This is a genomic window from Kitasatospora sp. NPDC101157, assembly GCF_044768255.1.
Lineage (GTDB): Bacteria > Actinomycetota > Actinomycetes > Streptomycetales > Streptomycetaceae > Kitasatospora.
On record NZ_JBIWPL010000002.1, the window covers coordinates 423,009 to 449,727 of the forward strand.

General features: G+C 70.8%; 15 protein-coding genes and 1 pseudogene. 7 read left to right on the forward strand and 9 right to left on the reverse strand.

Annotation, left to right across the window (positions count from 1 at the left end):
- Positions 1-5: 5 nt before the first annotated feature.
- Positions 6-1,070 carry a sugar ABC transporter substrate-binding protein gene (locus ACIRVF_RS05320; protein ID WP_402813964.1) on the reverse strand — a complete coding sequence of 355 codons (1,065 nt, stop codon included), beginning with the start codon at positions 1,068-1,070 and terminating at the stop codon, positions 6-8.
- 562 nt (positions 1,071-1,632) lie between these two features.
- Between ACIRVF_RS05320 and ACIRVF_RS05325 the strand changes: the two genes are divergently transcribed.
- Positions 1,633-3,054: a non-reducing end alpha-L-arabinofuranosidase family hydrolase gene (locus tag ACIRVF_RS05325; protein WP_402813967.1), complete on the forward strand. Its 1,422-nt coding sequence runs from the start codon at positions 1,633-1,635 to the stop codon at positions 3,052-3,054.
- Between the two features lie 179 nt (positions 3,055-3,233).
- On the opposite strand, the gene ACIRVF_RS05330 is transcribed toward ACIRVF_RS05325, so the two are convergent.
- From ACIRVF_RS05330 to ACIRVF_RS05365, 8 genes are all read right to left on the reverse strand, one after another.
- Complete coding sequence (locus tag ACIRVF_RS05330; RefSeq protein WP_402813970.1) at positions 3,234-4,985, reverse strand: cellulase family glycosylhydrolase; 1,752 nt, start codon at positions 4,983-4,985, stop codon at positions 3,234-3,236.
- A gap of 47 nt (positions 4,986-5,032) precedes the next feature.
- Positions 5,033-6,544, reverse strand: a complete 1,512-nt coding sequence (locus ACIRVF_RS05335; RefSeq protein WP_402813973.1) for a glycoside hydrolase family 43 protein — start codon at positions 6,542-6,544, stop codon at positions 5,033-5,035.
- Positions 6,545-6,635: 91 nt separating this feature from the next.
- Positions 6,636-8,399 (reverse strand): cellulose binding domain-containing protein, encoded by a 1,764-nt coding sequence (locus ACIRVF_RS05340; RefSeq protein ID WP_402813976.1) that lies wholly within the window; start codon positions 8,397-8,399, stop codon positions 6,636-6,638.
- A 171-nt stretch (positions 8,400-8,570) separates the two neighbouring features.
- Complete coding sequence (locus tag ACIRVF_RS05345; RefSeq protein ID WP_402813979.1) at positions 8,571-10,715, reverse strand: glycoside hydrolase family 36 protein; 2,145 nt, start codon at positions 10,713-10,715, stop codon at positions 8,571-8,573.
- A 34-nt stretch (positions 10,716-10,749) separates the two neighbouring features.
- A complete protein-coding gene (locus ACIRVF_RS05350) occupies positions 10,750-12,735 on the reverse strand; it encodes a beta-galactosidase (protein ID WP_402813982.1) in 1,986 nt (661 codons plus the stop codon).
- A gap of 47 nt (positions 12,736-12,782) precedes the next feature.
- Positions 12,783-13,757, reverse strand: coding sequence for a carbohydrate ABC transporter permease (locus ACIRVF_RS05355; RefSeq protein ID WP_402813985.1), 975 nt, complete (start codon positions 13,755-13,757; stop codon positions 12,783-12,785).
- Positions 13,754-14,701, reverse strand: coding sequence for an ABC transporter permease (locus tag ACIRVF_RS05360; protein ID WP_402813988.1), 948 nt, complete (start codon positions 14,699-14,701; stop codon positions 13,754-13,756). Before ACIRVF_RS05360 ends, ACIRVF_RS05355 begins: the two co-directional genes overlap by 4 nt.
- The gene (locus ACIRVF_RS05365) at positions 14,698-16,368 is read right to left on the reverse strand and encodes a Tat pathway signal sequence domain protein (protein ID WP_402813991.1); all 1,671 of its coding nucleotides are present in this window, start codon (positions 16,366-16,368) and stop codon (positions 14,698-14,700) included. The genes ACIRVF_RS05360 and ACIRVF_RS05365 overlap by 4 nt, the downstream gene beginning before the upstream one ends.
- A gap of 252 nt (positions 16,369-16,620) precedes the next feature.
- Here ACIRVF_RS05365 and ACIRVF_RS05370 point away from each other — a divergent pair, with 252 nt between their 5' ends.
- The 6 genes and pseudogenes from ACIRVF_RS05370 (at position 16,621) to ACIRVF_RS05395 (ending at position 26,620) form a co-directional block, all read left to right on the forward strand.
- A complete protein-coding gene (locus ACIRVF_RS05370) occupies positions 16,621-19,479 on the forward strand; it encodes a glycoside hydrolase family 3 C-terminal domain-containing protein (RefSeq protein WP_402813994.1) in 2,859 nt (952 codons plus the stop codon).
- Positions 19,480-19,591: 112 nt separating this feature from the next.
- Complete coding sequence (locus ACIRVF_RS05375; RefSeq protein ID WP_402813997.1) at positions 19,592-20,575, forward strand: acetylxylan esterase; 984 nt, start codon at positions 19,592-19,594, stop codon at positions 20,573-20,575.
- An 85-nt stretch (positions 20,576-20,660) separates the two neighbouring features.
- Positions 20,661-20,780, forward strand: a pseudogene (locus ACIRVF_RS05380) (hypothetical protein); the annotation flags it as partial.
- Positions 20,777-23,059, forward strand: a complete 2,283-nt coding sequence (yicI, locus tag ACIRVF_RS05385; protein ID WP_402814000.1) for an alpha-xylosidase — start codon at positions 20,777-20,779, stop codon at positions 23,057-23,059. The pseudogene ACIRVF_RS05380 and the gene yicI, both read left to right, overlap by 4 nt.
- A gap of 455 nt (positions 23,060-23,514) precedes the next feature.
- Positions 23,515-25,053, forward strand: a complete 1,539-nt coding sequence (locus ACIRVF_RS05390) for an alpha-L-arabinofuranosidase B (protein WP_402814003.1) — start codon at positions 23,515-23,517, stop codon at positions 25,051-25,053.
- A 586-nt stretch (positions 25,054-25,639) separates the two neighbouring features.
- On the forward strand, positions 25,640-26,620 hold the full coding sequence (locus ACIRVF_RS05395; RefSeq protein WP_402814005.1) for an ABC transporter substrate-binding protein: 981 nt from the start codon (positions 25,640-25,642) through the stop codon (positions 26,618-26,620).
- Positions 26,621-26,719 lie beyond the last annotated feature (99 nt).

Genomic DNA, 26,719 nt, shown 5'->3' on the forward strand with positions numbered 1-26,719 from the left:
GCAGGTCAGCCCAGGTTGTTGCCCCACAGGGAGGTGTCGTCGCTCCTGACGCTGGGCACATCGCCGTACGTGCCGCCGTCGCGGGTGACCAGGGGCGCGGGGAGCTGGTCCTCGCGCAGACCGGGACGGACCTGGATGATGGTGCTGTCGTGGTCGGTCCTGCCCGGTGCGAACGTCTTCCCGCCGATCGCCGCCTGCAGGTAGTACAGGGCGTACTTGGCGTACAGGTCGGCCGGCTGGGAGACGGTGGCGTCGATCTTGCCCGCCGCGATGGACTTGAGCTCCTCGGGGATGCCGTCGTTGGACACGACGAAGACGTGCTTCTTGTCCGCCGGGTCGACCAGCAGGCCCCTCTGCTTGAGGACCTGGAGGGTGCCGGCCAGCGCGAAGCTGGACTCCATGTAGACCCCCTTGATGTCCGGGTTGGCGGTCAGGTCGGTCTGGAGCTTCTGTGCGGCGACCGCACCGTCCCAGTTGGTGGCCTCACCGAACACCTTGATGCCGGGGTAGTCCTTCTTCATGCAGTCGTTGAACGCCTCGGTGCGGTCGCGGCCGTTGATGGAGTCCAGGCCGCCCTCCAGCATGACGACCTTGCCCACGCCGCCCAGCTTCGTGCCGAGGTACTGGCAGGCCTTCTCGCCGTAGGCGCGGTTGTCGGCCCGCACCACCATGAACACGTTTCCGTTGTCGGGGCGGGTGTCGATGGTGACGACGGGGATCTTCTTCGCATCCAACTGCGCCAGCGTCGGCGCGATGGCGGCGGTGTCCTGCGGCGCCATCGCGATCCCCTTCACACCCTGGCTGATGAAGGTCTGTGCGTTGGCGGTCAGCTTGGCGACGTCGTTCTGCGAGTTCGTCGTCTTGAGCGACAGGCCCAGCTGTCCGGCGTATCCGGGCGTGTACTTGATGTACGAGTTCCAGAAGTCGGTGTCGGAACGCGGGTAGTCGACGCCGACCAGCGGCGCGTCGCCCGACGCGGCTTTGGTGCCCGAGCCGCCGCTGCAGGCGCTGAGCAGCACCAGGGCGGACAGGGCCGAGGCGGTGGAGCAGAGTGCGGTCCTGAGTCTCATCGGTACTTCCTCGCGCTGGTCCCGTGAGCGGGAGAGAGTGGTGCCGGGCGGCAGTTGGTGGGGTGACCGCCACACCGGAGAGATGGGATGTATGTATAGGCGGCGGTCGGGGTGATGTCCAGGCATCGCGCAGAATTGCTGGATGAAGAGTCTGTTCCGGCGACGCGGGATGGACGGGGGAGACGGAGAAGTCCCATCAATCTGTCGGCTCGTGACGCACCGGCGGCCCGCGCGCGGGGTCCGGGCGGCGCGTTCCTGCTCGCGCCCTCGGCGGTCGAGTGCGACGAGTCGCCACTGGGGTAGGTGCCCGGGGAGCGCCCGGGGCGGCGGCGGTGGGCGGGGCGCGGGAGTGGGCCGCCCCGGTTGCGAGAGTCGTTGCAGACATCTTGACGTGCTCGGGCGGGCGGGTATTGACTCCGCTCACATCGAAGATCCCGGCTGCCTCCAGGCAAGGAGGGCGCTCGCTCCGACCCTGGATTGTTAGCGCTAACATTCCGCGCCGCACGCATGTGAACGACAACGAGCCGTGTGACAGTTCCACGCCTCAGACAAGGAGATCCCCGTGCACAGACAAGGTTCCACCCGCAGGCCCCTGTCCTTGGTGCTCACAACCGTCGTCGCGGCCGTCGTGGCGTTGGCGTCGACGCTCGTCGCCGCCCCGGCGCAGGCGGCCACCAGCGGCGCCTTGCGCGGTACGGGTTCCGGCCGGTGCCTCGACGTGCCGAACGCCGGCCAGACCGACGGAACGCTCCTGCAGATCTGGGACTGCTCGGGCGGGACCAACCAGCAGTGGACGGTGACGTCCGCCAACCAGCTGACCGTGTACGGCAACAAGTGCCTGGACGTTCCGGGCCACGCCACCGCGGCCGGCACCCGGGTGGAGATCTGGTCCTGTACCGGCGGTGCGAACCAGCAGTGGCGGGTGAACGCCGACGGCACGGTCGTCGGTGTGGAGTCCGGGCTGTGCCTGGACGTGTCGGGAGCCGGTACGGCCAACGGCACGGCGGTGCAGCTGTGGAACTGCAGCGGCACCAGCAACCAGCAGTGGACCGGACTGTCCGGAACGGGCACCACCTGTGCTCTTCCGTCGACGTACCGGTGGACCTCGACCGGTCCGCTGGCGCAGCCGGTGAACGGGGGAGCCGCGCTGAAGGACTTCACCGACGTGGTCTACAACGGCAAGCACCTGGTCTACGCGACCTACTCCGACGGAACGTCGTGGAAGTCGATGGGATTCGCTCCCTTCACGAACTGGTCGGACATGGCCTCGGCCACCCAGACCGTCATGTCCTCGTCCGCGGTGGCGCCCCAGCTGTTCTACTTCGCGCCCAAGAACACCTGGGTGCTGGCCTCGCTGGGGTGGGGGACCGCCTGGCCCTTCACGTACCGCACGTCGAGCGACCCCACCAACCCCAACGGCTGGTCCGCGCCGCAGGCGCTGTTCACCGGCAGCCTCCCCACCGGCGGCCCGATCGACCCGACCCTGATCGCCGACGACCAGAACATGTACCTCTTCTTCGCCGGTGACAACGGCAGCATCTACCGCGCGAGCATGCCGATCGGGAACTTCCCCGCCGGCTTCGGCTCCTCGTACACCACGGTCATGAGCGACACGGTGCAGAACCTGTTCGAGGCGCCCCAGGTCTACAAGGTCCAGGGCCAGAACCAGTACCTGATGATCGTCGAGGCCCGGGACGCGAACGAGCACCGCTACTTCCGCTCGTTCACCGCCACCAGCCTGAACGGCTCCTGGACCCCGCAGGCCGCCACCGCGAGCAACCCCTTCGCCGGCCTGGTCAACAGCGGTGCCACCTGGACCAACGACATCAGCCACGGTGACCTGGTCCGCAACAACCCCGACCAGACCATGACCGTCGACCCCTGCAACCTCCAGCTCCTCTACCAGGGCAGGAGCCCCTCCTCGGACGGCACGTCCTACATCCAACTGCCGTACCGGCCGGGCGTGCTCACCCTGCAGCGCTGACCCGCCCGCTCCAGCCGGGAACCGGTGCCCGACGCCTTGAGGAACCTCGGCCGCGCGGCGGTCGGGGTTCGGCGCGGTGCCGGACAGGACGCGCGGGGGCAGCGGGAACACGGGTGCACCTCGGGACGTGTGGGAGCCCCGGCTGCCGGGAGACAGCCGGGGCGGGGAGGAACAAGGGGTCAGGAGGCGGTGCCCGTCACGGTGTTGCCGGACCTGGTGACGGTGTAGGTGACGGTGTCACCGGTCCAGAAGCGGAAGGTGAACGTCGCCGGGGCGCCGTCCTTGAGGGACTTGACGTAGTCGGGCTTGAGGGTGGTGGTGTCGGCGCCGTAGTCGGCACGCAGGTTGTCGAACGACTGGTAGGTGGTCCAGGAGGCGGGGCCCGCCGCGGTGCCGTCGGCGTAGGTGGACTGGACGTTGGCCATCAGGGCACCGTTGAACCGGGTGGGGATGGTGAGCCCGTCGAGGGTTCCGGTGGCGTTGGCCATCGTCGGCTTGTCGTAGGAGCGCACGAAGAGCTTCCACGGGACGCCGTCGGAGTAGCGGACCTCAAGGGTGGCGTTGATCCCGGCGGCGCGGTCGCCCGCGAGGCGGGTGAGGGCGTCGCCGGTCAGGGTGAGCTGGTCGCCGTCGAGGGTGTAGTCGAGGTAGGGGATCAGCGGGACGTCGCCCTGCCAGAGCCCGGCGAACCACTGGCCGTTGCGGTTGAGGGTGATGGTCTGAGCGGCGACGGGGCCGGACTTCGGCAGGAAGATGTTGTCGGTGGAGGCGGTGCCCGAGCGGGTCCGCCAGGAGGTCTGGATCAGGTCCTTCATCTCGGGGACCATCCACTGCATGGTGGAACGGTTCAGGAAGTCGTTGGAGGCGTCCCAGACGGCGGAGGTCATGCCGTTGCGCCGCGCCTCGTAGTTGACCTGCTCGAAGTACTTGAGCATCTCGCCGCGCTCGACCACGCCGGAGTACGGGGAGGTGAGCAGGCCGTACTCGCCGAGGTAGACGGGGATGCCCTTCTTGACGAAGGTGTCGTGCACGCGGGCGAAGCCCTCGGTGAGGTCCGACTGGGCCTTGGCGTCGTAGGTCGGGCCGTTGGCGATGTTCACGCTGAACGGGTACCAGCTGTAGTAGTGCACGGTGGCGACCAGGTTGCGGTCGTGCAGCGAGCTCATCGTGGTGGACAGGTCGTCGAGCCAGTGCTGGGCGTTGTTGGTCTCCTCCGAGGGAAGGACGAGCAGGCGGTCCTTGTTCCTGCCGCCGGAGTTGCGCACGATGTCGTGGAACGAGGTGTTGAGTTCCCGCAGGTACTGGGTCTTCTGGGCGTCGGTGGCGTTGTCGAACTGCGGTTCGTTGATGCTCTCCATGAGCAGCGTGCGCGGCTCGTCCTTGAAGACGGTGGCGATCTGCTGCCAGGTGGAGTCGAACCGGGCCACGATGTTGTCGTGGTCGGTGGACATGTACTTGATCCACTGCCACGAGTCGTGGTGGACGTTGATCTCGACGTAGAGGCCGTCCTCCAGGGCGAGGTCGACCACCTGCTTGACCCGCTTCATCCACACCGGGTCGATGGTGTACGGGGCGGTGGTGGACTGGTGCGGGTACCACGTGACGGGGATCCGGACGCTGCGGAAGCCCTGGGCCTTGAGGCCGTCGAAGGTGGCCTTGGTGGTGAGCGGGTTGCCCCAGGACGTCTCGTCGGGGATGGCGTCGAGGGTGTTGCCGAGGTTCCAGCTGGGCTGCATCCGCGCCACGGCGGCCATCGGGTCGCCCGGGACCCTCGCTCCGGCTGCCTCGGCCGCCGACGGGGCCCTGTCGGCGGGGGCGGCGATCGCCGTGCCGCCGCAGAGGGCGCCGGTGGTGACCAGGGCCACCAGGAGGCCGGACGTCCGGTGGAGGTGGCGGTTGCGGGTGCGTGCGCTCTGCTGTGCGTCGTTCACGGGTCGTCCCTTTCGGGTGAACGGGTGGGGAAATCCCTGGCGGTTGCTCAGGGAAGCGGAAGGGGCTCGTAGTCGAACCGGTCGAAGTGGACCGTTCCGGCCGCGGCGTACATGCCGATGACCCGGCCGGTGAAGCCGCCGGTCACTTCCGTGGAGAGGTAGCGGCCGTCGAGGCCCGCGAGCACGGTGAAGGTGCCGTCGGGCTCCTCGACGCCGAGGACGACGTCGTCGGGGCCGGTGCGCGGGCCGCGCGTCGGCCGCGGGACGACGTCGACACCGAGCACCACGGCTCCGGCGGGCACCGGACGGGAGGCGACCTCGGTGCGCAGCGAGCCGATCCGGGCGAAGACCTTCACCTCGCCTTCGGCGGCCTCGATCTCGTAGTGGTGGTCCTCGTCCATGCGGACGGCGAGCCCGCCGCGGCCCCCGGCGGGGTCGATCAGGGTGCGGGCCCGGCAGCCGGGGTGCTGCTGGCGCCGGCCGACGAAGACCGCGTCGTTCTCGTCCAGCGAGGCCCCGGCGGCGCGCAGGGTGAGCCACCCGGAACGTTCCTTCAAGGAGCACAGGTTCTCCGGGCGCTCACGCAGCGAGATCCACTGGGGGTGCAGCTCGGCCTGGTCGAAGTCGTCCCGGGCCGGTACGGCGGGCACGGGGTGCAGCGGCCAGGCCGGAGTGGGCAGTTCGGGGGTGACCCGGCCGACCACCGGCCAGCCGTCCACCCACTCGACCGGGGCGAGGAAGGTCTCCCGGCCGAGCACGTACCAGGCGGGGGTGCCGCCGCGCGGCCGAACGGCGAGCAGCACCATCCACCAGGAGCCGTCGGGCGCCTGGACGAGGTCGGCGTGCCCGGTGTTCTGGATCGGGCTGTCGGTGCCGCGGTGGGTCAGCACCGGGTTGGCCGGGCACGGCTCGAACGGGCCGGAGGGCGACGGGCCGCGGGCGATGGAGACGGCGTGGCCGCGCTCGGTGCCGCCCTCGGCGATCATCAGGTACCAGTACGCGCCGATCCGGTACAGGTGCGGGGCCTCGGGGGCCATGGCGCCGGGCGCGCCGGACCAGATCCGCTGCGGCTCACCGATGGTCTCGCCGGTGGTCGGGTCGAGGCGGACCTGGGAGACGCCGGCGACGGTGCACCAGCAGGTGCCGTCCTCGTCCCAGGCGAGGTCCGGGTCGATGCCGTGGACGCCGGGCAGCCGGACCGGGTCGGACCAGGGGCCGGCCGGGTCGGTGGCGGTGAAGAGCAGGTTGCCGTCGCCGCTGACGTTGGTGACGATCAGCCAGAAGCGGCCGTCGTGGTGGCGCAGCGTCGGGGCGTAGATCCCGCCGGAGGACGGCGAGTCGAGGGGCAGGCGCAGTTGGCTCGGCCGGTCCAGGGCGTTGCCGATCTGCGTCCAGTTCACCAGGTCGCGGCTGTGGAAGACCGGGACGCCGGGGAAGTACTCGAAGCTGGAGCAGGCGAGGTAGTAGTCGTCGCCCACGCGGCAGACACTGGGATCGGGGTGGAAGCCGGGGATCACCGGGTTGGTGACGGTGCCGCGGGGAGGGAACTGCTCTGACACGTGGGTCGGTTCCTTTCGGTGCTTCGGTTCGGGAGGGGGGTGGTGCCCCGGGCCCTGGGGAAGCCCGGGGCACCACCGGCTCGGGGCCGGTTCAGCCGATCGCGCAGGAGGCGCCGTTGAACCGGAAGGCGGACGGGTCGGCGTCGCTGCTGGACCAGGTCGCCCGGAAGCCCCACTGGACGCTGCCGCCCTGCGGGACGGTGGCGTCGTAGGACACGTTCTGGGCGTTGACGCTCCGGCCGCTCTGCGTCACCGAGGCGTTCCAGGTGTTGGTGACGGTGTTGTCGCCGGGGAAGGTGAAGCCGAGGTTCCAGCCGTTGACCTGGCCGAGGCCGTTGTTGACGACGGTGACGTTGCCGACCATGACGCCGGACCACTCGTCCTTGTTGTAGACGACCCGGCAGGGCGCGCTGGTCGGGTGCATCTGGACGACCGTGATGCCGTAGGCGGGCACGGTCTGGGCGGTCGGGCTGCCGGACTGGGCCGTGCCGATCCCGTGGGCGTTCCTGAGGTAGGAGTGGACGGTCGGGGTGGCGGAGGAGGGGGTGAACCCGGTGTAGGAGAGGTTCACCGTGGCGTCGTTGTTCGGGTCCTTGTTGATCAGCATGACGTCCACGTCGCCGTTGGCGCGGCGGACGGCGTGCGCGGTGAGCAGCGAGGACGAGCTGGCGGCCTTGACGAGCGTGTCGCCGGGCGCACCAAGCCTGCTGATCATCTGGATGCCGTAGTAGGCGGGGAAGGGCGTGTTGACGGCCGGCTCGCAGGGGGAGCCGCTGGAGACCGTGCCGCCGTCGTTGTAGTCGGTGGCGCCCTCGACGGTGGTCACCTTGGTGCAGTCGGTGCCGTTGCGCAGGTCCCACCAGTCGACGTTGAACGCGCCGTTCTCCAGCCAGGTGAGGTAGTTGTCCGGCGCGAACAGTCCGTTGGGGGAGGTGTCGAGGTAGGCCTGGGCGTTCGCCTCGGTCACCGCGATGCCGACGTCGGGGGCGTGGGATCCGGCGTACTGGTTGATCAGCGAGCGCACGGCGCCGGTGATGGCGGCGTTCTGGGCCTGCGGCTTGGTGAGCAGGTCGGCCGGGCTGGTGCTGGTGGGGTAGGCGTGCACGATGGCGAAGTCGATCTTCGAGCCGGCGATCGACAGGACGGTGTGGTTCCAGTCCATGGTGTCGCCCGGGCCGACGAGGCCGTCCGGCCAGTAGCCGGGGGTGGTCAGCACGGCGCCGATCTTGACGCTCGGGTCGGCCGCCTTCATCGCCGAGATGTACTGGAGCACGTTGTTGGCGTAGGTCGTGGCGCTCTTGCTGCTGTGGGTGTCGTACTCCCAGGTGGCGTTGTACTCGCCGTTGCCGTAGACCTCGTTGCCGATCTCCCAGTACTTGACCCCGTAGCCCTTGGTGACGTTGGCGTACTGGACCCAGGCGGCGGCCTCCTGCGGGGTGCCGGAGCCGTAGTTGGCGGTGATGATCGGCTGCGCTCCGGCGGCGCGCACGGTGCCCATGAAGGCGTCGAAGCCGGTGTTCGGGGCGACGTACTGGCCGTCCTCGGCGGTGCCGGTCTGCCAGTGGTAGACGTCGGAGTGGCTGCCGCCGGGGTAGCGGACGGTGTTGATGCCGGCCGTGCTGAGCAGGCCGGGGGTGGCGGCGGCGTTCATGTCGGCGTCGTAGACCGGGATGTTCACGCCGACGCCGGTGGCGGGGACGGTGGCGAGCTGCAGGGCGGCGTCGACCGACACCGACACGGAGCTCGCGGCGGCCGCGGGCGGCGCGACGGCGGCGATCGCGCCGGTGACCGCGAGCGACATGGCCGCCGCGACTGCTATGACGCGTTCACGACAGGGCTGGACGGGTGACTTCACTGCGTCCCTCCAGGGGGTGGGGGTGCGTGGTGTTCGGGTGGGGGATCGAACTCCCGCGTTCTGGACGGTGGGGCCCGGAGCGGCTGCTCGGGGTCGGGCCCGGACGCTGAGCGTTGTTCCGTACGGATGCGGGCCGGCGCGGTGGAGCGCGCGCGGTCGTCGGCCGCATGGTCAACTTCCTTCGGAGGGCTGCTGGGTGAGACGGAGAAGGACGGCCGACGGGTTCGCCGGCAGGGTGAGGGTGAGTTCGGCGGTGTCCGGGTGCCAGACCGCGGTGGCCCGGCTGGACGACGGGTAGAGCACCTCGACGCGGACCTCGGCACCGGCCAGGTGGGGCAGGTCGAGATCCCTGACGGCCTCCCCGCCGGAGCGGCGCCAGGCGGTGACGTAGGTGATGTCCGGGGTGCGCAGCGCCAGGGCGGTCCACGGGTCCTCCCAGCCCGGGAGCCCGAGCGGCCATGCGGGCAGTGCCCCGGGCAGGTCGGCCCGGACGGACTTGTACAGGGCCACCGCCTCGTGGACCAGGTCCCGTTTCTCCGGCGACAGTTCGTCGATCCGGCCGGACAGGTGGATGCGGCCGAGGAGCGCGTTGGCCATGGTGACGGCGACCTCGTCGGGGGAGTCCTCGGGCAGCGGGTAGGCCCAGACGGCGCCCTGCTCGGGCGTGACGGCGGTGGGGGCCGAGGCCGCGATGGGCACGTAGCGCAGCAGGTCCTGTTGGTCGCTGGTGGACTGGAGCTGGAGGCGGGACAGCAGGGCGTGGTCCATCCGCATGCCGCCGGAGGCGCAGTTCTCGATCACCAGGCCCGGGTGCCGGTCCAGGATGCCGTCCAGCCAGTCCAGTTGGGCCCTGTTGTGGCCGAGCAGGCCGGCCGCGGGGGCCTCTCCCGGGTGGCTGCTGGTGCCGGAGCCAGGGTCGGTGTTGTGTTCGAGCTTGAGGTAGCCGACGCCCCACTCGCCGACCAGGCGGTCCACCACTGCGTCCAGATGGGCGCGGGCGGCGGGGTGGCGCAGGTCCAGGTGGTAGCGGCCGCCGCCCTCCTCGACCCGCAGGCCGTCGCGGCGGAAGAACGCCTCCTCCGGCAGGGAGTCGGCGACCGGACTGTTCACCCCGACGGCCTCCGGCTCCAGCCACAGGCCGGGAACCATGCCCCGTTCCCGGATGCGGTCCAGAACCTCGTGGATCCCCTTCGGTCCGGGGAAGCGGGACACCGACGGCTCCCAGGCCCCGACCGAACTCCACCAGTTGTCGCCGTCGTCGTACCAGCCGGCGTCGATGACGAAGTACTCCGCGCCGGCCTCGGCGGCGGCGTCGACCAGTGGCAGCAGCTTGGCCGTGGTCGGGTCGCCCATCAGGCAGTTCATGTAGTCGTTGAATATCACCGGCAGTCGGCGGTGGTCGGGGTGCGGCCGCCGGGTGGCGCGGCGGTAGCGGGTGAGGGCGGCGAAGGCGGCGTCGACGCCGCCGTCCGGGACCAGGGCGAGTGCCACGGGCACGGTACGGAACTCCGCGCCGGGTTCCAGCGGGTGGCGCCAGCCGTGGTCCGCGTCGGTGGGGCCGTACAGCGCCGCGTAAGCGGTGTCGTCGCGCACGCCGCACTCCCAGCGCCAGCCGCCGCCGTTGTGCTCGATCTGCCACAGCCGGGCGCGGCCGGACTCCCGGTCCGTCAGGCCGCCCATCGGCAGGTGGCCACAACTCGACCACACGCCCTGACCGGCCACGACGTGGGTGCTGCGACCCGAGGTGGTGCGGAACCGGCCGCTCCGCTCGGGCGAGGACACCCGCAGCGGCTGGCGGTGCCAGCGGCACTCGGCGAACCACTCGTTCTCCGCCCGGAGCAGGTCCGCGTCGTCCAGCGCCGCCGGGTCACCCCCGGTCAGGCAGCCCGTCACGAGCGAGCCCACCGACTCCAGGTGCAGCGTCGCCTCCCCCTCGTTGCGCAGCAGCACCTCGCTGCGCAGCACCGGCAGGCCGTCCGGGGAGCGGTAGACGACCTCGGCGGTCAGACCGGTCTCCGGCTCGTGGAGTTCGACGCTGAGCAGGTGCCAGTCGCCGTCCCGGGCCGCGCGGTGCGAGCGGTGGCGCAGCCGCGCGCCGAGCACGGTGTTGATCAGGTGGCGGCCCGACCAGTGGCGGCCGAGGCCGGCGGTCGTCACCTCCACCAGCGGCAGCGGTGCGCCCGGGCGCGGGGTGCCGGAGGTCTTCTCGCCGGGCGCGCCGATGCGGACCAGGCGGGCAGGGCCGTGCTCGTCCAGGGCGATCTCCAGCTCCAGGGCGTCGTGGCCCCAGCGGATCGTCTGGTGCGGGTCGCTCATGGTGCCCTCCTCGGTGGGGAGACGCGGCGGGAGGTCAGCGCGCGCGCAGGACGGCGCAGCCGCCGGGAGACAGCTCGATCAGCGGCCCGTCCGTGAGCAGGTCGTGGCCGGGCCGGGGCAGCGGGACGGGCTCGCTGAGGTGGTTGATCAGGACGTGCCAGGCGCGGCCGTCCGGGGCGTGGCGGGTGACGGCCTCGACGCCCGGGGGCAGGCCCGGCAGCTCGGGGGCGGCTCCGGCCTCGGTGAGGAGCCGCTGGACCAGGGCGGCGTACCCGGCGTCGTCGAGGCGGGTGGAGAGGTACCAGCCGTGGCCGGAGCCGAAGGCGTGGCGGGTGAGCGCCGGGCTGCCGGTGAGCATGCCGTGGGTGTAGGCGGCGAGCGCCTCGGCGCCCTCGGTGCGCAGGGACTCGCTCCAGGAGGTGGCTGTCGAGCCGTCGGAGAGCGTGATCCGCTCGTCCCGACGCAGCGGGCGGTACTCCTCGACCCGGATGCCGAGCGCCTCGCGCAGCGGTGCGGCCGGGTAGCCGCCGAGCCGGGAGTGGAGGCGCTCGTCGACCACGCCGCTGAAGTGCTGGACGAGCAGGGTGCCGCCGTCGGCGACGTAGCGGCGCAGGTTCTCGGCGCCCGCGTCGGTGAGCAGGAACAGGGCGGGGGCGAGGACCAGCTCGTAGCGGCTCAGGTCGTGCGCGGGATGGGCGAAGTCGACCGTCCGGCCGGCGTCCCAGAGCGCCCGGTGGGCGCGGCGCAGGGCGGCGAAGTAGTCCAGTTCGGCGGATGGCAGGCCGTCGGCGCCCATCGCCCACCAGGCGTCGGAGTCGTGCAGCACGGCCACCCCGGCGCGGGCGGTGGAGCCGGCGAGTTCGCCGAGCCGGGCGACGGCCTCGCCGGTGGCCGTGACCTCCCGGAAGGTGCGGCTGTCCGGTCCGGCGTGCGGGACCATGGCCGAGTGCCACTGCTCGGCGCCGGCCCGGGACTGGCGCCACTGGAAGAACAGCGCACCCTCCGAGCCGCGGGCGATGTGGGCGAGCGAGTGGCGCAGGATGTCGCCCGGCTCCTTGGCGAGCACCCGGTCGCCGGTGTACACGGTGTTGGTGCCCTGTTCCATCAGCAGCCAGGGGCAGCCGCCCGCGAAGGACCGGGCCCGGTCGGCGTCGAAGGCGGCCTGCGCGGCGGCGTCGACGCCCGGTGCGCCGGGGTAGTGGTCGATGGAGACCAGGTCGACCTCGCGGCCGAAGGCCCAGAGGTCCAGGTTCTGGTAGGAGGGCACCATGAGGTTGGTGGTCACCGGACGGTCGCTGTGGGCGCGGATCGCGTCGCGCTGCTCGCGGTAGGCGGCGAGCGTCTCGTCGGACCAGAAGCGGCTGAAGTCCAGTGTCTGACCGGGGTTGTGGTGCCACTGGGTGGCCCGGGGCGGGAGGATCTGCTCCCAGGAGGTGTAGTGCTGGCTCCAGAAGGCCGTTCCCCAGGCCTCGTTGAGGGCGTCGAGGGAGCCGTGCCGGGCGCGCAGCCAGACCCGGAAGGCGGCGGCGGTGTGGTCGCACGGGCAGAGCGTCACGTACTCGTTGTGGACGTGCCACAGGGCCAGCGCCGGGTGGTCGCCGTAGCGTTCGGCGAGGGCGGTGGCGATGCGGCGGGCGGCCCGGCGGTAGGCGGGGGCGGTGAGGCAGTAGGTGTCCCGGCTGCCGTGGGTCAGGCGGGCGCCGTCGGGGCGCACCGGCAGGGCGTCCGGGTGGGCCAGGGTGAACCAGGGCGGCGGGGAGGCGGTCGGGGTGGCCAGGTCGACGGCGACGCCGTTGGTGTGCAGCCGGTCGAGGTGGGCGTCCAGCCACCCGAAGTCGTACCGGCCCTCCTCGGGTTCCAGCAGGGCCCAGGAGAAGACGCCGACGGTGGCGAGGTTGACCCGCGCCCGGCGCATCAGCTGGTCGTCCTCCTTCCAGACTTCGTCGTCCCACTGCTCGGGGTTGTAGTCCCCGCCGTAGGCGAGGCCGCCGAGGCGGTCCGTGAGCCGGCGGATGTCCATCTGGGAACCGTCCTTCGGGGAGTCGCGGGAGTGCCGGGCCGGACGGTTCAGCCCTTGATCGCGCCGGTGAGGACACCGGTGCGCAGGTGCTTCTGCACGAACGGGTACACGATCACGAGTGGGACCAGGGTGAGGACCACGACCGCCATCTGCAGTGACAGCGGCGCGGTCTGCACCTGGGTGTTGCCGAAGCCGGAGTTGACGGAACCGGGCAGGCCGTTGGCCCGGTTGACGTAGGTGAGCAACACGTACTGCAACGGCCATTTCTGACTGTCCGTCGGCATGTAGAGCATGACGTTGAAGAAGGAGTTCCAGTAGCCCACGGCGTAGAACAGCGCGGTGACGGCGGTGACGGCGCGTGAGGTGGGCAGGACGACGGACCACAGGATCCGCCAGTCTCCGGCGCCGTCCATCCGGGCCGCGTCGATCAGTTCGGACGAGGTCTCCTGGTAGAAGGCGCGCAGCACCAGGATGTTGAAGACGGACACGGCGCTCGGCAGGATCAGGGCCCACCACTGGTCGTAGCCGCCGAGGCCGGTGACCACCAGGAAGCTCGGGATCAGGCCGCCACTGACGAACATCGTGACGATCAGCAGCAGCAGGACGAAGCGCTGCCCGAACGACCGCGGCCGGGACAGGCCGTAGGCGCAGAGCACGGACACCGCCATGGACACCGCGGTGCCGACCACGGTGATGCCGAGGCTCACCGTCAGTGCGGTGACGACCGTCGGGTCGCTGAGCATCTCACGGTACGTGTCGGTGGTCAGGCCGTCCGGCCAGATCACCAGGCCGCCGGCCCGGTTGATGGCGCCGGGGGTGGAGAAGCTGGTCAGGACGATGATCCAGAGCGGGACCAGGATGACGGCGAGCGTCCCGCCGAGGGTGAGCCCCTTGGCGGCCCGGCCGACGGAGGTGGGCGGTTCCTCCCAGGGCGGGCGGGCGGAGCGGGCCCGCCGCCGGGCGGCCACGGACGCCCGGCGGCGCTTCTCGCGGCGGGAGCCGATGGTGAGTGCGTTGGTCATTTGTGATACAGCCCGTCCTCGCCGAAGGCGTGCGCCAGCCGGTTGGCACCCCAGATGAGCAGCAGGGAGACCACGCTCTTGAAGAGCCCGGCCGCCGCGCCGTAGCTGTAGCCGCCGGTGGAGATGCCGTAGTAGAAGGAGAAGGTGTCCAGGACGTCCGCGGCCTCGTGGCCGACGGCGTCGCGCTGGATCAGGAACTGCTCGAAGCCGACGGACAGCGCGTTGCCGAGCCGCAGGACCAGCATCAGCACGATCACCCCACGCAGGCCGGGCAGGGTGATGTGCCACATCCGCCGGAACCGCCCCGCACCGTCCGCCGCCGCGGCCTCGTACAGTTCGCTGTTGATCGCGCTCAGCGCGGCGAGGAAGACGATGATCCCCCAGCCCGCCTCCTTCCAGACCGCCTGGGAGGTGACCAGCAGCGCGAAGGTGTGGGGGTTGGTCATGATGTCCCAGGTGCCGATGTCGTGCTGGCGCAGGAACTGGTTGAGCACGCCGGCGCCGCCCAGCATCTGCTGGAAGATCGTGACCGCCAGCACCCACGAGAAGAAGTGCGGCAGGTAGACCACGGACTGGAAGAAGTTGCGGATCCGCTCGCTCGTCACCGAGTTGAGCAGCAGGGCCAGGGCGATCGGGACCGGGAAGAACAGGACCAGCTGGACGAAGCTCAGGTACAGCGTGTTCTTCAGCGCGGCCCAGAACGCCGGGTCGCCGAACAGCTGCTGGAACTGGTCGAAGCCCACCCATTCGCTGTGCCAGACCCCGACCAGCGGGTCGTACTCCTGGAAGGCGGTGACGACGCCGAACAGCGGCACGTAGTTGAACACCAGGAGCAGGACGACCGCCGGCACCGTCATCAGCAGGAGCGACTTGTCGCGCCGCAGCCTGATCCGCCAGTTGAGCCGCGCGTGGCCGGCCGGGCGCTTCGGCGCTGCGGTGCTCACTGGCCGGTGCCGTACTTGTCGAGGACGTTGTCGGTCATCCACTGCTTGAGCCGCCCGCCGGGTCCGGACCGCCAGCTCGCGACGGCGTCCTGCACGTCGGAGACCTTCTTCTTGCCGTGGTAGCAGTCCTTGAGGGTGTCGTTGACGTTCGGCGCGGCCGCGGCAGTGGCGAGCGTCTGCGGCATGCTGAAGTTCATGCCCCAGAAGGGCGGCTTGGTGAGGTACCTGACGTTGGCGGCCGCCCAGCTCGTGTAGTCCTTGGTGACCTGTTCGCCGCCCGGGTTGCTGATCACGGAGGCGGGGGCGGCCAGGAAGGGGAAGGTCGTCGCCTGGACGTCCTTCTTGCCCTCCTCGGTGAAGGTCGGCATGCCGTTGACCCGGGTGTGGTGGACGCCTTCGACGCCGAAGGTGACCAGGGTGTACTCGGCCGTGCCGTAAGGGGCGGCGAGGTAGTTCGCGACGGCGAGCAGTTCCTCGATTTGCGCCGGCTTCAGACCGGCGTTGAGGTAGCTGATCATGCTGGCGGCGGCGCCCATGTAGATCACCGGCGTGCTCTTGCCGTCGGCGCTGATGGCGTTGAACGCGCCGCGCCGGTAGTTCGGGTCCGCGGCGACGCCGGACTGGTGGTCGGACAGGTTCCAGGCGCCCAGTCCGCCGCCCCCGATGAGCGTCTTCCCGCTGTAGAAGCGGGTGGACCCGTTGGCGACGTCACCGGCGAGCGCGTCCGGGTGCACGGAGCCCGAGTTGGCCAGACGGTAGTGCCAGTCGACGGCCTCCAGGAACTCCTGGGTCTCGAACATGTGGACCAGCTTGCCGTTGTCGATCCTCCAGTTCATCGGGACGTTCCAGGCGGTCTGGAGGTAGACCCACACGTCGTCGAAGGCCCACACGCCCCGCTTGGCGTCGGTCAGTTCCTTGCCGAGGTTCATCAGGTCGTCGGCGGACTTCACCTGGTCGGCGGTGATGCCCCGGGCTTCGAGGACGTCCCGGCGGTAGAAGGTGGCTCCGGGTATGCCGAAGCTGGTGGAGGAGCAGGGTATGCCGTACAGCTTGTCGCCCCAGACCCCGTTCTGCCAGGCGCCGGTGGGGAGGGCGGCCAGGTTGGGGTACTTCTTGACGTTGTCGCCGGACAGGTACGGGGTCAGGTCCGCGAGCTGACTGCCGACCAGCCCGCCGGTGTTGAAGTTGGAGTTCCACCAGGAGGGCAGGTTGATCCAGTCCGGCAGCTTCTCGGCGGCGGTCATCGTCGGGATGATGGTGTTGTAGTTGATCCCGTCCGCCGGCTTCATGGACAGCTCGACCCCGAGCGCCTTGTTCAGCGCCTGGTAGAAGGAGTTGCCGACCGGCGGGGCGGTGCCCCACAGCGGGGTGATCGCCGTGTAGCTGCCGCCCTTGCCCGGAACGCCGGAGACGCTGACGGGCGGGGAGGCCGGGTAGGAGAGGAAGCCCGGGTCGGTCGCGGCGTCGGATCCGCCCTGCACCGGGGCCATGTCCGGCTTGACCGCGCCGGCGTTCGGCACGTAGGTCGGGAGGGCCGCCTTCAGGCCCTCCCTGGTGTTCGCCCCGGCCTTCTTGGTGGAGCCTCCGCCGCAGGCGGACAGCAGGGGCGCCATCGCGGCGGCTCCCGCGACCGTGGCGGCGGTACTCAGAAAGCTCCTGCGGTTCATCCCGGATCTCATGGTGGCGTGGCCCCTCTCCGTCGAAGCGCGCTCGAAGCGACCGAAGCGTCGAAGCGTCGAAGCGTCGAAGCGCTTGGATGTTTCGGCGAGACTAACGACGCGTTACCGGTTGAGCAAGAGTCTGAACAAATGCAAAATCGTTTGCTGCCTGGGGAGTTGACAGCCATCTCGGGGCGTGCCAGCGTCGAAGCGCTCCGATGAACGACCACCGAGCCGGAGCCCGTCCGAGGGGTGTTCCACGTGAGTTCCGTTCCCACGTCCGCCGTCGGCCTGCCCGACTTCCGCAATCCCACGCTGCCCCTGCGCAAGCGTGTCGACGACCTGCTCCACCGGCTCACGCTCGACGAACGGCTCGCGATGCTGCACCAGTACGCGCCGGCCGTCCCGCGCCTGGGTGTCGCCCCGTTCCGCACCGGCAGCGAGGGCCTGCACGGGGTCTCCTGGCTCGGCGTGGCGACGGTCTTCCCGCAGGCCGTCGGCCTCGGCGCCAGCTGGGACGAGGACCTGGTGCGCGAGGTCGCCGAGGCGGTCTCGACCGAGCTGCGGGCCTTCCACCACCACCGCCCACCGGCCGTCGGCACCCGCGAGGAGCGCGGACCCACCTCCCTCCAGGCCTGGGCCCCGGTGCTCAACCTGCTGCGCGACCCCCGCTGGGGGCGCAACGAGGAGGGCTACTCCGAGGACCCGGTGCACACCGCGCGGGTCGGCGAGGCGTTCTGCCGCGGCCTCTCCGGCGACCACCCGAGTTACCTGCGGGCCGCCCCGGTGCTCAAGCACTTCCTCGCCTACAACAACGAGGACGACCGCTGCACCACCTCCTCCGGACTGCGCCCGCGCGTCCTCCACGAGTACGACCTCGCCGCCTTCCGCCCCGTCGTCGCCTCCGGCGCCGCGACCGGCGCGATGGCCGCGTACAACCTGGTCAACGGCCGCCCCTGCCACGTCAGTCCGCTGATCGAGACGGAACTGCGCCGCTGGGCGAAGCCGACCGGCCACGAGCTCTTCGTGGTCAGCGACGCCGAGGCCCCCTCCAACCTGGTCGACCCGGAGCACTACTTCGACGACCACGCCGAGTCCCATGCCGCCGCGCTCAAGGCCGGCATCGACAGCTTCACCGACCACGGCGAGGACAGCGGGACACCGGTCGGCCGACTGCGCGAGGCGCTGGACCGCGGCCTGATCGACGAGGCCGACGTGGACCGCGCCGTCCGCCGCCAGCTCGAAGTGCGCTTCCGCCTCGGCGAGTTCGACCCCCAGCTGGACCCGTACGCGGGCATCGGCCCCGAGGTCGTCGACAGCCCCGAGCACCGCGCCCTGGCCCGGAGGGCCGCGGTCGAGTCGACCGTCCTGCTCAAGAACGACGGCCTGCTGCCGCTGGACCCGGCCCGCGCGCGCCGGATCGCCGTGATCGGCCCGCTCGCCGACACCCTCTTCGAGGACTGGTACAGCGGCACCCTGCCCTACCGGGTGGGCATCGCCACCGGACTGGCCGAGGCCCTCGGCGCCCACGGCGGCGAGGTCGTCACCGTGGAGGGCTCCGACCGCGTCACCCTGCGCTCGCGCACCACCGGCGACCTGCTCGGCAAGTCCGCCTTCGACGTGACCGACTGGGGCGGCGGCGCCTCCACCCTGCGCGCCGCCGACACCGGACGCTTCTTGAGCCTCCAGGACGACGACACCCTGGACCACGGCCAGGACATCATCAAGAGCTGGTTCGTCAAGGAGACCTTCCGGCTCGAACCGGCCGGCCCGGACACCGTCCTGCTGCGCTCGGTGTTCACCGGACGCTACGCCGCCGTGGACCCGACCGACGGCCGGGTCGGCGTCACCGCCGAAACCGCGGAGGAGGCCGAGCACTGGCAGCGCGAGCTGGTGCGCGACGGTGCCGCCGAGGCCCGGGCCGCCGCCGCGACGGCGGACGTCGCCGTCGTCGTCCTCGGCAACCACCCGCTGATCAACGGCCGCGAGACCGAGGACCGCGCCGACATCGACCTGCCCGAGGGGCAGGAGGAACTGCTGCGCGCCGTCGCGGCCGTCCGCCCCGACACCGCCCTGGTCGTGATGAGCAGCTATCCGTACGCCCTCGACTGGGCCGACGAGCACCTGCCCGCCGTGGTGTGGACCTCCCACGGCGGGCAGGAAACGGGGAACGCGCTGGCCGACGTCCTGCTCGGCGGGGCCGAGCCCGCCGGCCGCCTGCCGCAGACCTGGTACCGGGGCGACGACCCGCTGCCCGCACCGCTCGACTACGACATCATCAAGGCCGGCTGGACCTACCAGTACCACCGCTCCGCCCCGCTCTACCCCTTCGGCCACGGGCTGGCCTACACCGACTTCACGTACCGTGAGCTGCGCCTGTCGCAGCGGTCGATCGCCCAGGACGGCGCGGTGGAGCTCACCGTGACCCTGGCGAACACCGGAGCGCGAGCCGGCAGCGAGGTGGTCCAGGTCTACGTCCGTGCCCTGGAAGCCCGCTACGAGGCGCCCCGGCTGCGGCTGGCGGACTTCCGCAAGGTCCGCCTGGAGGCGGGTGACAGCAGTGAGCTGACGTTCCGCCTGTCGGCCGAGCAGTTCGCGCACTGGTCCGTGGCAGCCGGGGCCTTCACCGTCGACCCCGGCGGCTACCAGGTGGTCGTCGCCCGCAGCGCCGACCATCCGGTCCTCACCGCGCCGCTGACCGTGCTCGGCACGGCCGCCGCGCCCCGGGCGGGAGTCGACCGCAGGCTCCTGGCCGTCGACTTCGACGACTACGAGGACTCGACCATCGTCGACGCCACGCGCACCGACGGTGACGCCGTCACACCCACCGACCCGGCCCACCCGGCGACGCTGCTGTTCCGCGACGTCGACCTCGGCGGCGCTCGCTCGATCGAGGTCGAGACCTCCCGCGAGCAGGCCGGGGAGCACCCGGCGCGGCTCGAACTACGGGCAGGCGGGCGGTTGCTGGCCGAACTCGACGTGCCGGTGACCGAGGACCGCTACGCCTGGACCACCACGGCCGCGGAACTCGCCGCCCCGCTCCACGGCGTGCACGACCTGAGCCTGACCCTGCACGGCGACTTCCGGCTCACCTGGTTCCGCTTCGGCACGGTCGACTGACGACACGATCTCACAGACCGGCGGTCCGCCCACGGGGGGTGGACCGCCACCCGTCCGGCCGCGCACGCCCAGCACCGGACTCCGCCCCCTCACCACCCGGAGGAAGCCCCCCATGCCGCTCAATGACTTCGGAGTCGCCGAACTCCGCGACTACCGGCCCGAGCCGACCGTCCCGCAGGACTTCGACGAGTTCTGGCAGCGCACCCTCGCCGAGGCCCGCTCGCACGGCGGGGCGGTCAAGGCCGAACGCGTCACCGCACAGTACGGGCTGCGCACCGTCGAGGTCGACGACGTGCGGTTCCCCGGCTGGAACGGCGAGCCGGTGGCCGCCTGGCTGCTGCGCCCGCGCGGCGTGGACGGCCCGCTGCCGGTCGTCGTCACCTACATCGGCTACTCCGGCGGCCGCGGCCTGCCGACCGAGCACCTGTTCTGGTCCGCCGCCGGCTACGCCCAGCTCGTCGTGGACAACCGGGGGCAGGGCCACGACACGCCGGACCGGACCGCGGGTGACGGCACCCAGTGGATCGAGGGCTTCATGACCCGGGGCATCGACTCCCCGGAGAACCACTACTACCGCCGGCTGATGACCGACTGCGTGCGCGCCGTGGACGCCGTCGCGGAGCTGCCCGCTCTCGACACCGACCGGATCGTCGTGACCGGGGGCAGCCAGGGCGGCGGAACGGCCCTCGCCGTCGCCGGACTCAGCGGGGACCGGGTGGCCGCGGTGATGCCGGACGTGCCGTTCCTGTGCCACTACCGCGAGGGCGCGCAGCTCTGCGCGGACGGTCCGTACCAGGAGCTCGTCAAGTACCTGCGCTGGCACAGCCAGCACCGGGTGCAGCCGACCTTCGCGACCCTCGACTACTTCGACGGCGTTCACTTCGCCCAGCGGGCCACCGCTCCGGCGCTGTTTAGCGTCGGCCTGATGGACCCGGTCTGCCCGCCCCGGACGGTCTACGCCGCCTTCAACCAGTATGCGGGCGAGGACCGGACCATGACGGTGTGGCCGTTCGCCGACCACGCCGGCGGCTGCGGCTCCAACCCGCCCGTCCAGCTGGCCTGGCTGCGCGAGCGCGGGCTGACGCCGACGTGGTGACCGCACCGCCGCGACCGGTACCCGGCTCACCGAGAGACCTCATGAGGGTGAGCCGCACGATCGCCCCGACGTCGGCTACCAGCAGCGTCTCGGCCTGGTCCGCGTCGACCACGACACCCTGACCCGTACCCCGGAGAACAGCTACCGCTGGTTCCGGGGTCTGATCACCGCGCATCGTGCGCGGACGGAGGAACCTGTCCGATGAAGTTCACCGACGGCTACTGGTTGATGCGCCCGGGCGTCACCGCGCGGTACGCCACCGAGGTCGCCGACGTCCGCACCGGTGAGGGCCGGTTGACGTTGTTCGCGCCGGTCAGGCACGTGCGCGGCCGCGGTGACACGCTCAACAGCCCGCTGTTGACCGTCGAGTGCTGGTCTCCGGCGGAGGGGGTGATCGGGGTGCGTGCCACGCATCATGCGGGTTCGGTGCGGGGCGGGCCGGAGTTCGGGTTGCCCGGGGCCGAGGAGGGCAGTGGGAAGGTGCGCCGGGACGGTGACGTGGTGGAGCTGTCCGCCGGTGAGTTGACGTTGCGGGTCGACGTCGCCGAGCCGTGGCGGCTGGAGTTCGTCGCGGGTGGCCGGGTGCTGACCTCGGTGGGGGAGCGGGGGACGGGCTTCGTCACGGACGGGGAGGGTCGTCACCACATGGTCGGCCAGTTGTCCCTGGGGGTGGGGGAGCTGGTGTACGGGCTGGGGGAGCGGTTCACGCCGTTCGTGCGCAACGGCCAGGTGGTGGACATCTGGCAGGCGGACGGCGGTACGAGCAGTGAGCAGGCGTACAAGAACGTCCCGTTCCACCTGACGAACCGGGGTTACGGCGTCTTCGTCAACCATCCCGGCAAGGTCGGCTACGAGATCGGCTCCGAGTCGGTGGGCCAGGTCCAGTTCAGCGTCGAGGACCAGTCGCTGGAGTACTTCGTCGTCCACGGCCCCACGCCCAAGCAGGTCCTGGAGCGTTACACCGCGCTCACCGGCCGCCCCGCGTTGCCCCCGGCGTGGGCACTGGGCCTGTGGCTGACCACCTCCTTCACCACCGACTACGACGAGGCCACGGTCAACCGCTTCGTCGGGGGCATGGCCGAGCGTGGGATCCCGTTGAGTGTTTTCCACTTCGACTGCTTCTGGATGCGGGGGTACCAGTGGAGCGATTTCCGCTGGGACGAGGAGACGTTCCCGGATCCGGCGGGGATGCTGGTGCGGCTCAAGGAGCAGGGGCTGCGGGTGTGCCTGTGGATCAATCCGTACATCGCGCAGAAGTCCGAGCTGTTCGCTGAGGGCATGCGCGAGGGCTACCTCGTGCGGCGGGCGGACGGCAGTGTGTGGCAGTGGGACCTGTGGCAGCCGGGCATGGCCCTGGTGGACTTCACGAATCCGGCCGCCACGGCCTGGTACCTCGGCAAGCTGCGCGACCTGCTGGACATCGGGGTGGACTGCTTCAAGACGGACTTCGGCGAGCGCATCCCCACCGACGTGGTGTGGCACGACGGTTCCGACCCGGAGCGGATGCACAACTACTACACGCAGCTGTACAACCGGTCGGTCTTCGAGCTGCTCCGCGAGGTGCGCGGGGAGGGGGAGGCGCTGCTGTTCGCCCGTTCCGCGACCGTGGGCGGACAGCAGTTCCCGGTGCACTGGGGCGGTGACTGCGAGTCGCACTTCAACGCGATGGCGGAGTCGCTGCGCGGGGGGCTGTCGCTCGGTCTGTCAGGGTTCGGCTTCTGGAGCCACGACATCGGCGGCTTCGAGGGCACCCCGACCCCAGCGGTCTTCAAGCGCTGGACCCAGTTCGGCCTGCTCTCCTCGCACAGCCGGCTGCACGGCAGCAAGTCCTACCGGGTGCCGTGGAAGTTCGGGGAGGAGGCCGTCGAGGTCACCCGCGAGTTCACCCTGCTCAAGCACCGCCTCGCGCCCTACCTCCAGCGCGCGGCGCAGCAGGCCCACGCGACCGGCGTGCCGGTGATGCGGGCCATGGTGCTGGAGTTCCCCGACGACCCGGCCACCGGCACGCTCGACCGGCAGTACATGCTCGGTGACGACCTCCTGGTGGCTCCGGTGTTCACCGAGGAAGGAGCGGTCGAGTACTACGTGCCCGAGGGGACGTGGACCAACGTCCTGACCGGCGACCAGGTCACCGGCCCGCGCTGGGTGCGCGAGCAGCACGGTTTCCACACCCTGCCGCTGCTCGCCCGGCCCGATTCCGTCATCCCCTTCGGTGCGGATGACCAGCGCCCGGTCTCCGCCTGGGCGGAGGGCGTCGAACTGCGGGTCCACGCCTTCGCCGACGGCGCCGAGCGCACCGTCGTGATCCCGCGCAGCGACGGCCCCGGCGAGGCCGTCCGTTTCCACCTGCGGCGTACGGGCGACCGGATCCGGGTGACCACCGGCAGCCCGTACCCGTGGCAGTTGCGGGTCGGCGGACCGGACGGCGGTCTGTACGTCCACCCGGCCGGGACGTCGGAGGCGGAGCTGCCCTACCCGGTCTGACCACGGTCCCAGGACAGCGGCCCCAAGGACGCGGGGCCCCGCACCCACCGCATGGGTGTGCGGGGCCCCGTCCCCAAGCCGTGTGTGCGTTAACATCCCGGCATCTTGACGGTGCCTCGGTGTCTGGCCATAGTGATGAGCGATGCAGCCCGGCCAGGAACTTTCCCGGCGGCTGCGGCGCCCTTTTCCCGGCAATTGTTGTTAACGCTAACAATATTGGACGCCTTCTTCCTTCCCCCCGCGAAGGAGTTCACCAGCCGGCTTGCCGCCGCCCCCTGGAACTGACCGGCAGCTCCCCCGTGCCGGGTCCGGTGCCCCACAGGGCAGAAGCCGTACCGGACCCGCAGGCGTCAGGGCAGCCCGCGCCGTCCGCACAGCCGGACGCCGGGAGGTCCGTCGGCGCCTGCCCACCCCCACCCCACCCAGTGAAGGAACTCCTCGTGATCAAACCGTGGATGAACCGCCTCCGACACGCGTTCCTCGCGGCCGGTACCACCGCCGCGCTCGCCGCAGGCCTGCTCACCGCCACGGCCGGGACTTCGCAGGCGGCCACCCAGGGGCCGTGCGACATCTACGCCGCGGGCAACACCCCGTGCGTCGCCGCGCACAGCACCACCCGGGCCCTGTACGGGGCGTACAACGGCCCGCTCTACCAGGTCAGGCGCGCCTCCGACAGCGCGACCAGGGACATCGGACCGCTGAGCGCGGGCGGCTACGCCGACGCCGCCGCGCAGGACTCCTTCTGCGCCGGCACCAGTTGCGTCATCACCGTCCTCTACGACCAGTCCGGCAAGGGCAACCACCTCACCCAGGCGCCGGCCGGCGGGGCGGCCGGCGGGCCGGACAACCTCGCCAACGCCGTCGAGGCGCCGGTCACCGTCGGCGGGCACAAGGCGTACGGCGTCTACGTCGCCCCCGGGACCGGCTACCGCAACAACAACACCAACGGCATCGCCACCGGCGACCAGCCCGAGGGCATGTACGCCATCTTCGACGGCACGCACTTCAACGACGGCTGCTGCTTCGACTACGGCAACGCCGAGACCAACAGCCTGGACACCGGCAACGGCCACATGGAGGCCCTCTACTTCGGCAACAACAAGAGCTGGGGCTCGGGCAGCGGCAACGGCCCCTGGGTCATGGCCGACCTGGAGAACGGCCTGTTCTCCGGGGTCAACCGCGGATTCAACGCCAACGACCCCAGCGTCGACAACCGGTTCCTGACCGCGATGCTCAAGGGCGGCTCCAACCAGTGGGCCCTCCGCGGCGGCGACGCCCGGTCGGGCGGCCTGTCCACCTTCTACAGCGGCGTACGCCCCAACGCCACCGGCTACAACCCGATGCACAAGGAAGGCGCGATCATCCTCGGCATCGGCGGCGACAACAGCAAGTGGGCCCAAGGCACTTTCTACGAAGGGGTCATGACCCAGGGATACCCGTCGGACGCCACCGAGAACGCGGTCCAGGCCAACATCACCGCCGCCGGCTACACCAGCGGCTCCACCGGCACCGGCACGCTGACCCCCGGCTCCCGGATCTCCCTGCAGGCCACCACCGCGCCGTGCTGCACCTCGCACTACCTCCGCCACGACGACGCCGACAACAAGGTCGTCATCTCCAGCACGAACTCCTCCAGCTCGGCCACCGACAAGGCCGACGCCACCTGGATCGTCCGCGCCGGCCTGGCCAACAGCTCCTGCCTCTCCTTCGAGTCCGCCAACAACCCCGGACAGTTCCTGCGCCACTTCAACTACGAGCTGTACCTGGACTTCGACAGCGGCGCCGGGGCCTTCGCCCAGGACGCCACCTTCTGCCCCACCAGTGGCAACAGTGGGGTCGGCACCTCCTTCCAGTCCGTCAACTTCCCGACGAAGTACCTCCGGCACTACAACTACACGGCCTACATAGCGAGCAACGGCGGCTCCAACAGCTGGGACAGCTCCACCAGTTGGGCCGCCGACACCAGCTGGTTGGTCGCCCAGCCCTGGGGCTGAGCCGCCGGGGCACCGACGGTCGTCCGCAGCGTGAGGCTGCGGGCGGTCCATGGTGCCGATGGTGCTGACGGGTGCCGGGCTCAGGGGCGGGACCGCCCCTGAGCCCGGCACAGCCATGCCGGTCGGGGCCCGCGTGTCCGGGCCACGGCCGGCGGAGCCGCCGGGACACCGCCCGCCCTGATCGGCCCGGCCGCACGCCGAACAGCGGCTGCCGGTCGGACCGGTCGTCGGGGCGGCTGAGGCCGCTGGAGAGGTGCCGTCCGGCCCCGACCGCCGAGGGATCCGATCGTGCCCTGATGACCTGCAGTGACCTGCCCTGATCCGGTCCGAAGCGCACCCCCGGCCCCGGTCCCGCACACCGGGAGCGGGCGCCACCGGGCGTCAACTCGCCGACGCAGCAGCGGGGCTGAGGACACGTCCGGTTGCCGGTCGCGGCCTGGTCAAGATTGGGTAACACGGTGCGGAGGCCTTGCCGGTGCCAATTGTGAGCGTTAACAATCGGTCCCGAGCGAAACGGCGACGATACCTGGCGTTCACGCAGCCGGTGCCGTTCGCGTGATCGACGATCCCGAGAGGAAGTCCCCACATGTCCAAGAGAGCTGCGGCGGCCCTGGTCGCCGGTGCGATGGTCACCGTCCTCACCGCGTGCGGTTCCGGCGGCGGGGGCTCCGCCGCCAAGGGTCCCGGCGGCAAGCTCGTGGTGGGCTTCTCGCAGGTCGGTGCGGAGAGCGGCTGGCGCACCGCCAACACCAAGTCGATCCAGGACGCGGCGAAGAAGGCCGGCATCGACCTGAAGTTCTCCGACGCGCAGCAGAAGCAGGAGAACCAGATCAAGGCGATCCGCTCGTTCATCCAGCAGAAGGTCGATGTGATCGCCTTCTCGCCGGTGGTGGAGTCGGGCTGGGACACCGTCCTCAAGGAGGCCAAGGACGCGCACATCCCGGTCATTCTGACCGACCGCGCGGTGGACTCCAAGGACGAGTCGCTGTACGCCTCCTTCCTGGGCTCGGACTTCGTCGAGGAGGGCAAGAAGGCCGGCGACTGGCTGGTGAAGGAGTACCAGGGCAAGTCCGACGAGGTGAACATCGTCCAGCTGGAGGGAACCACCGGCTCCGCGCCCGCCAACGACCGCAAGTCCGGCTTCGCGGACGCCGTCAAGGGCGAGCCGAAGTTCAAGGTGGTCGCCTCGCAGACCGGTGACTTCACCCGCGCCAAGGGCAAGGAGGTCATGCAGGCCTTCCTCAAGTCCCAGTCGAAGATCGACGTGCTGTACGCCCACAACGACGACATGGCGCTCGGCGCGATTCAGGCGATCGAGGAGGCCGGCAAGAAGCCCGGCACCGACATCAAGATCGTCTCCGTGGACGGCGTCAAGGACGCCTTCACCGCGATGAGCCAGGGCAAGATCAACTACGACGTCGAGTGCAACCCGCTGCTCGGCGATCAGCTGATGGACCTGGTGAAGAAGGTCAAGGCGGGCGAGCAGGTGCCGCGGCGGATCAAGACGGAGGAGGGCACCTTCACCCCCGAGCAGGCCACCGCGGCCCTGCCCACCCGCCAGTACTGACCGGCCTGGCCGGGCCGGGGGGGCGCTGGGGGGGTCGCGGCCCCCGGCCCGGCGGGTCGCGCGCGGGGGGGGGTGGCGGGGGGGGGGTGGCCCCGGGCC

What these genes read in the sequence shown, in the direction of transcription:
- ACIRVF_RS05345 (WP_402813979.1), bottom strand. Translation starts at nt 10,715, where the DNA reads ATGAGCGACCCGCACCAGACGATCCGCTGGGGCCACGACGCCCTGGAG.
- ACIRVF_RS05350 (WP_402813982.1), bottom strand. Translation starts at nt 12,735, where the DNA reads ATGGACATCCGCCGGCTCACGGACCGCCTCGGCGGCCTCGCCTACGGC.
- ACIRVF_RS05355 (WP_402813985.1), bottom strand. Translation starts at nt 13,757, where the DNA reads ATGACCAACGCACTCACCATCGGCTCCCGCCGCGAGAAGCGCCGCCGG.
- ACIRVF_RS05375 (WP_402813997.1), top strand. Translation starts at nt 19,592, where the DNA reads ATGCCGCTCAATGACTTCGGAGTCGCCGAACTCCGCGACTACCGGCCC.
- ACIRVF_RS05320 (WP_402813964.1), bottom strand. Translation starts at nt 1,070, where the DNA reads ATGAGACTCAGGACCGCACTCTGCTCCACCGCCTCGGCCCTGTCCGCC.
- ACIRVF_RS05365 (WP_402813991.1), bottom strand. Translation starts at nt 16,368, where the DNA reads ATGAACCGCAGGAGCTTTCTGAGTACCGCCGCCACGGTCGCGGGAGCC.
- ACIRVF_RS05395 (WP_402814005.1), top strand. Translation starts at nt 25,640, where the DNA reads ATGTCCAAGAGAGCTGCGGCGGCCCTGGTCGCCGGTGCGATGGTCACC.
- yicI (WP_402814000.1), top strand. Translation starts at nt 20,777, where the DNA reads ATGAAGTTCACCGACGGCTACTGGTTGATGCGCCCGGGCGTCACCGCG.
- ACIRVF_RS05390 (WP_402814003.1), top strand. Translation starts at nt 23,515, where the DNA reads ATGAACCGCCTCCGACACGCGTTCCTCGCGGCCGGTACCACCGCCGCG.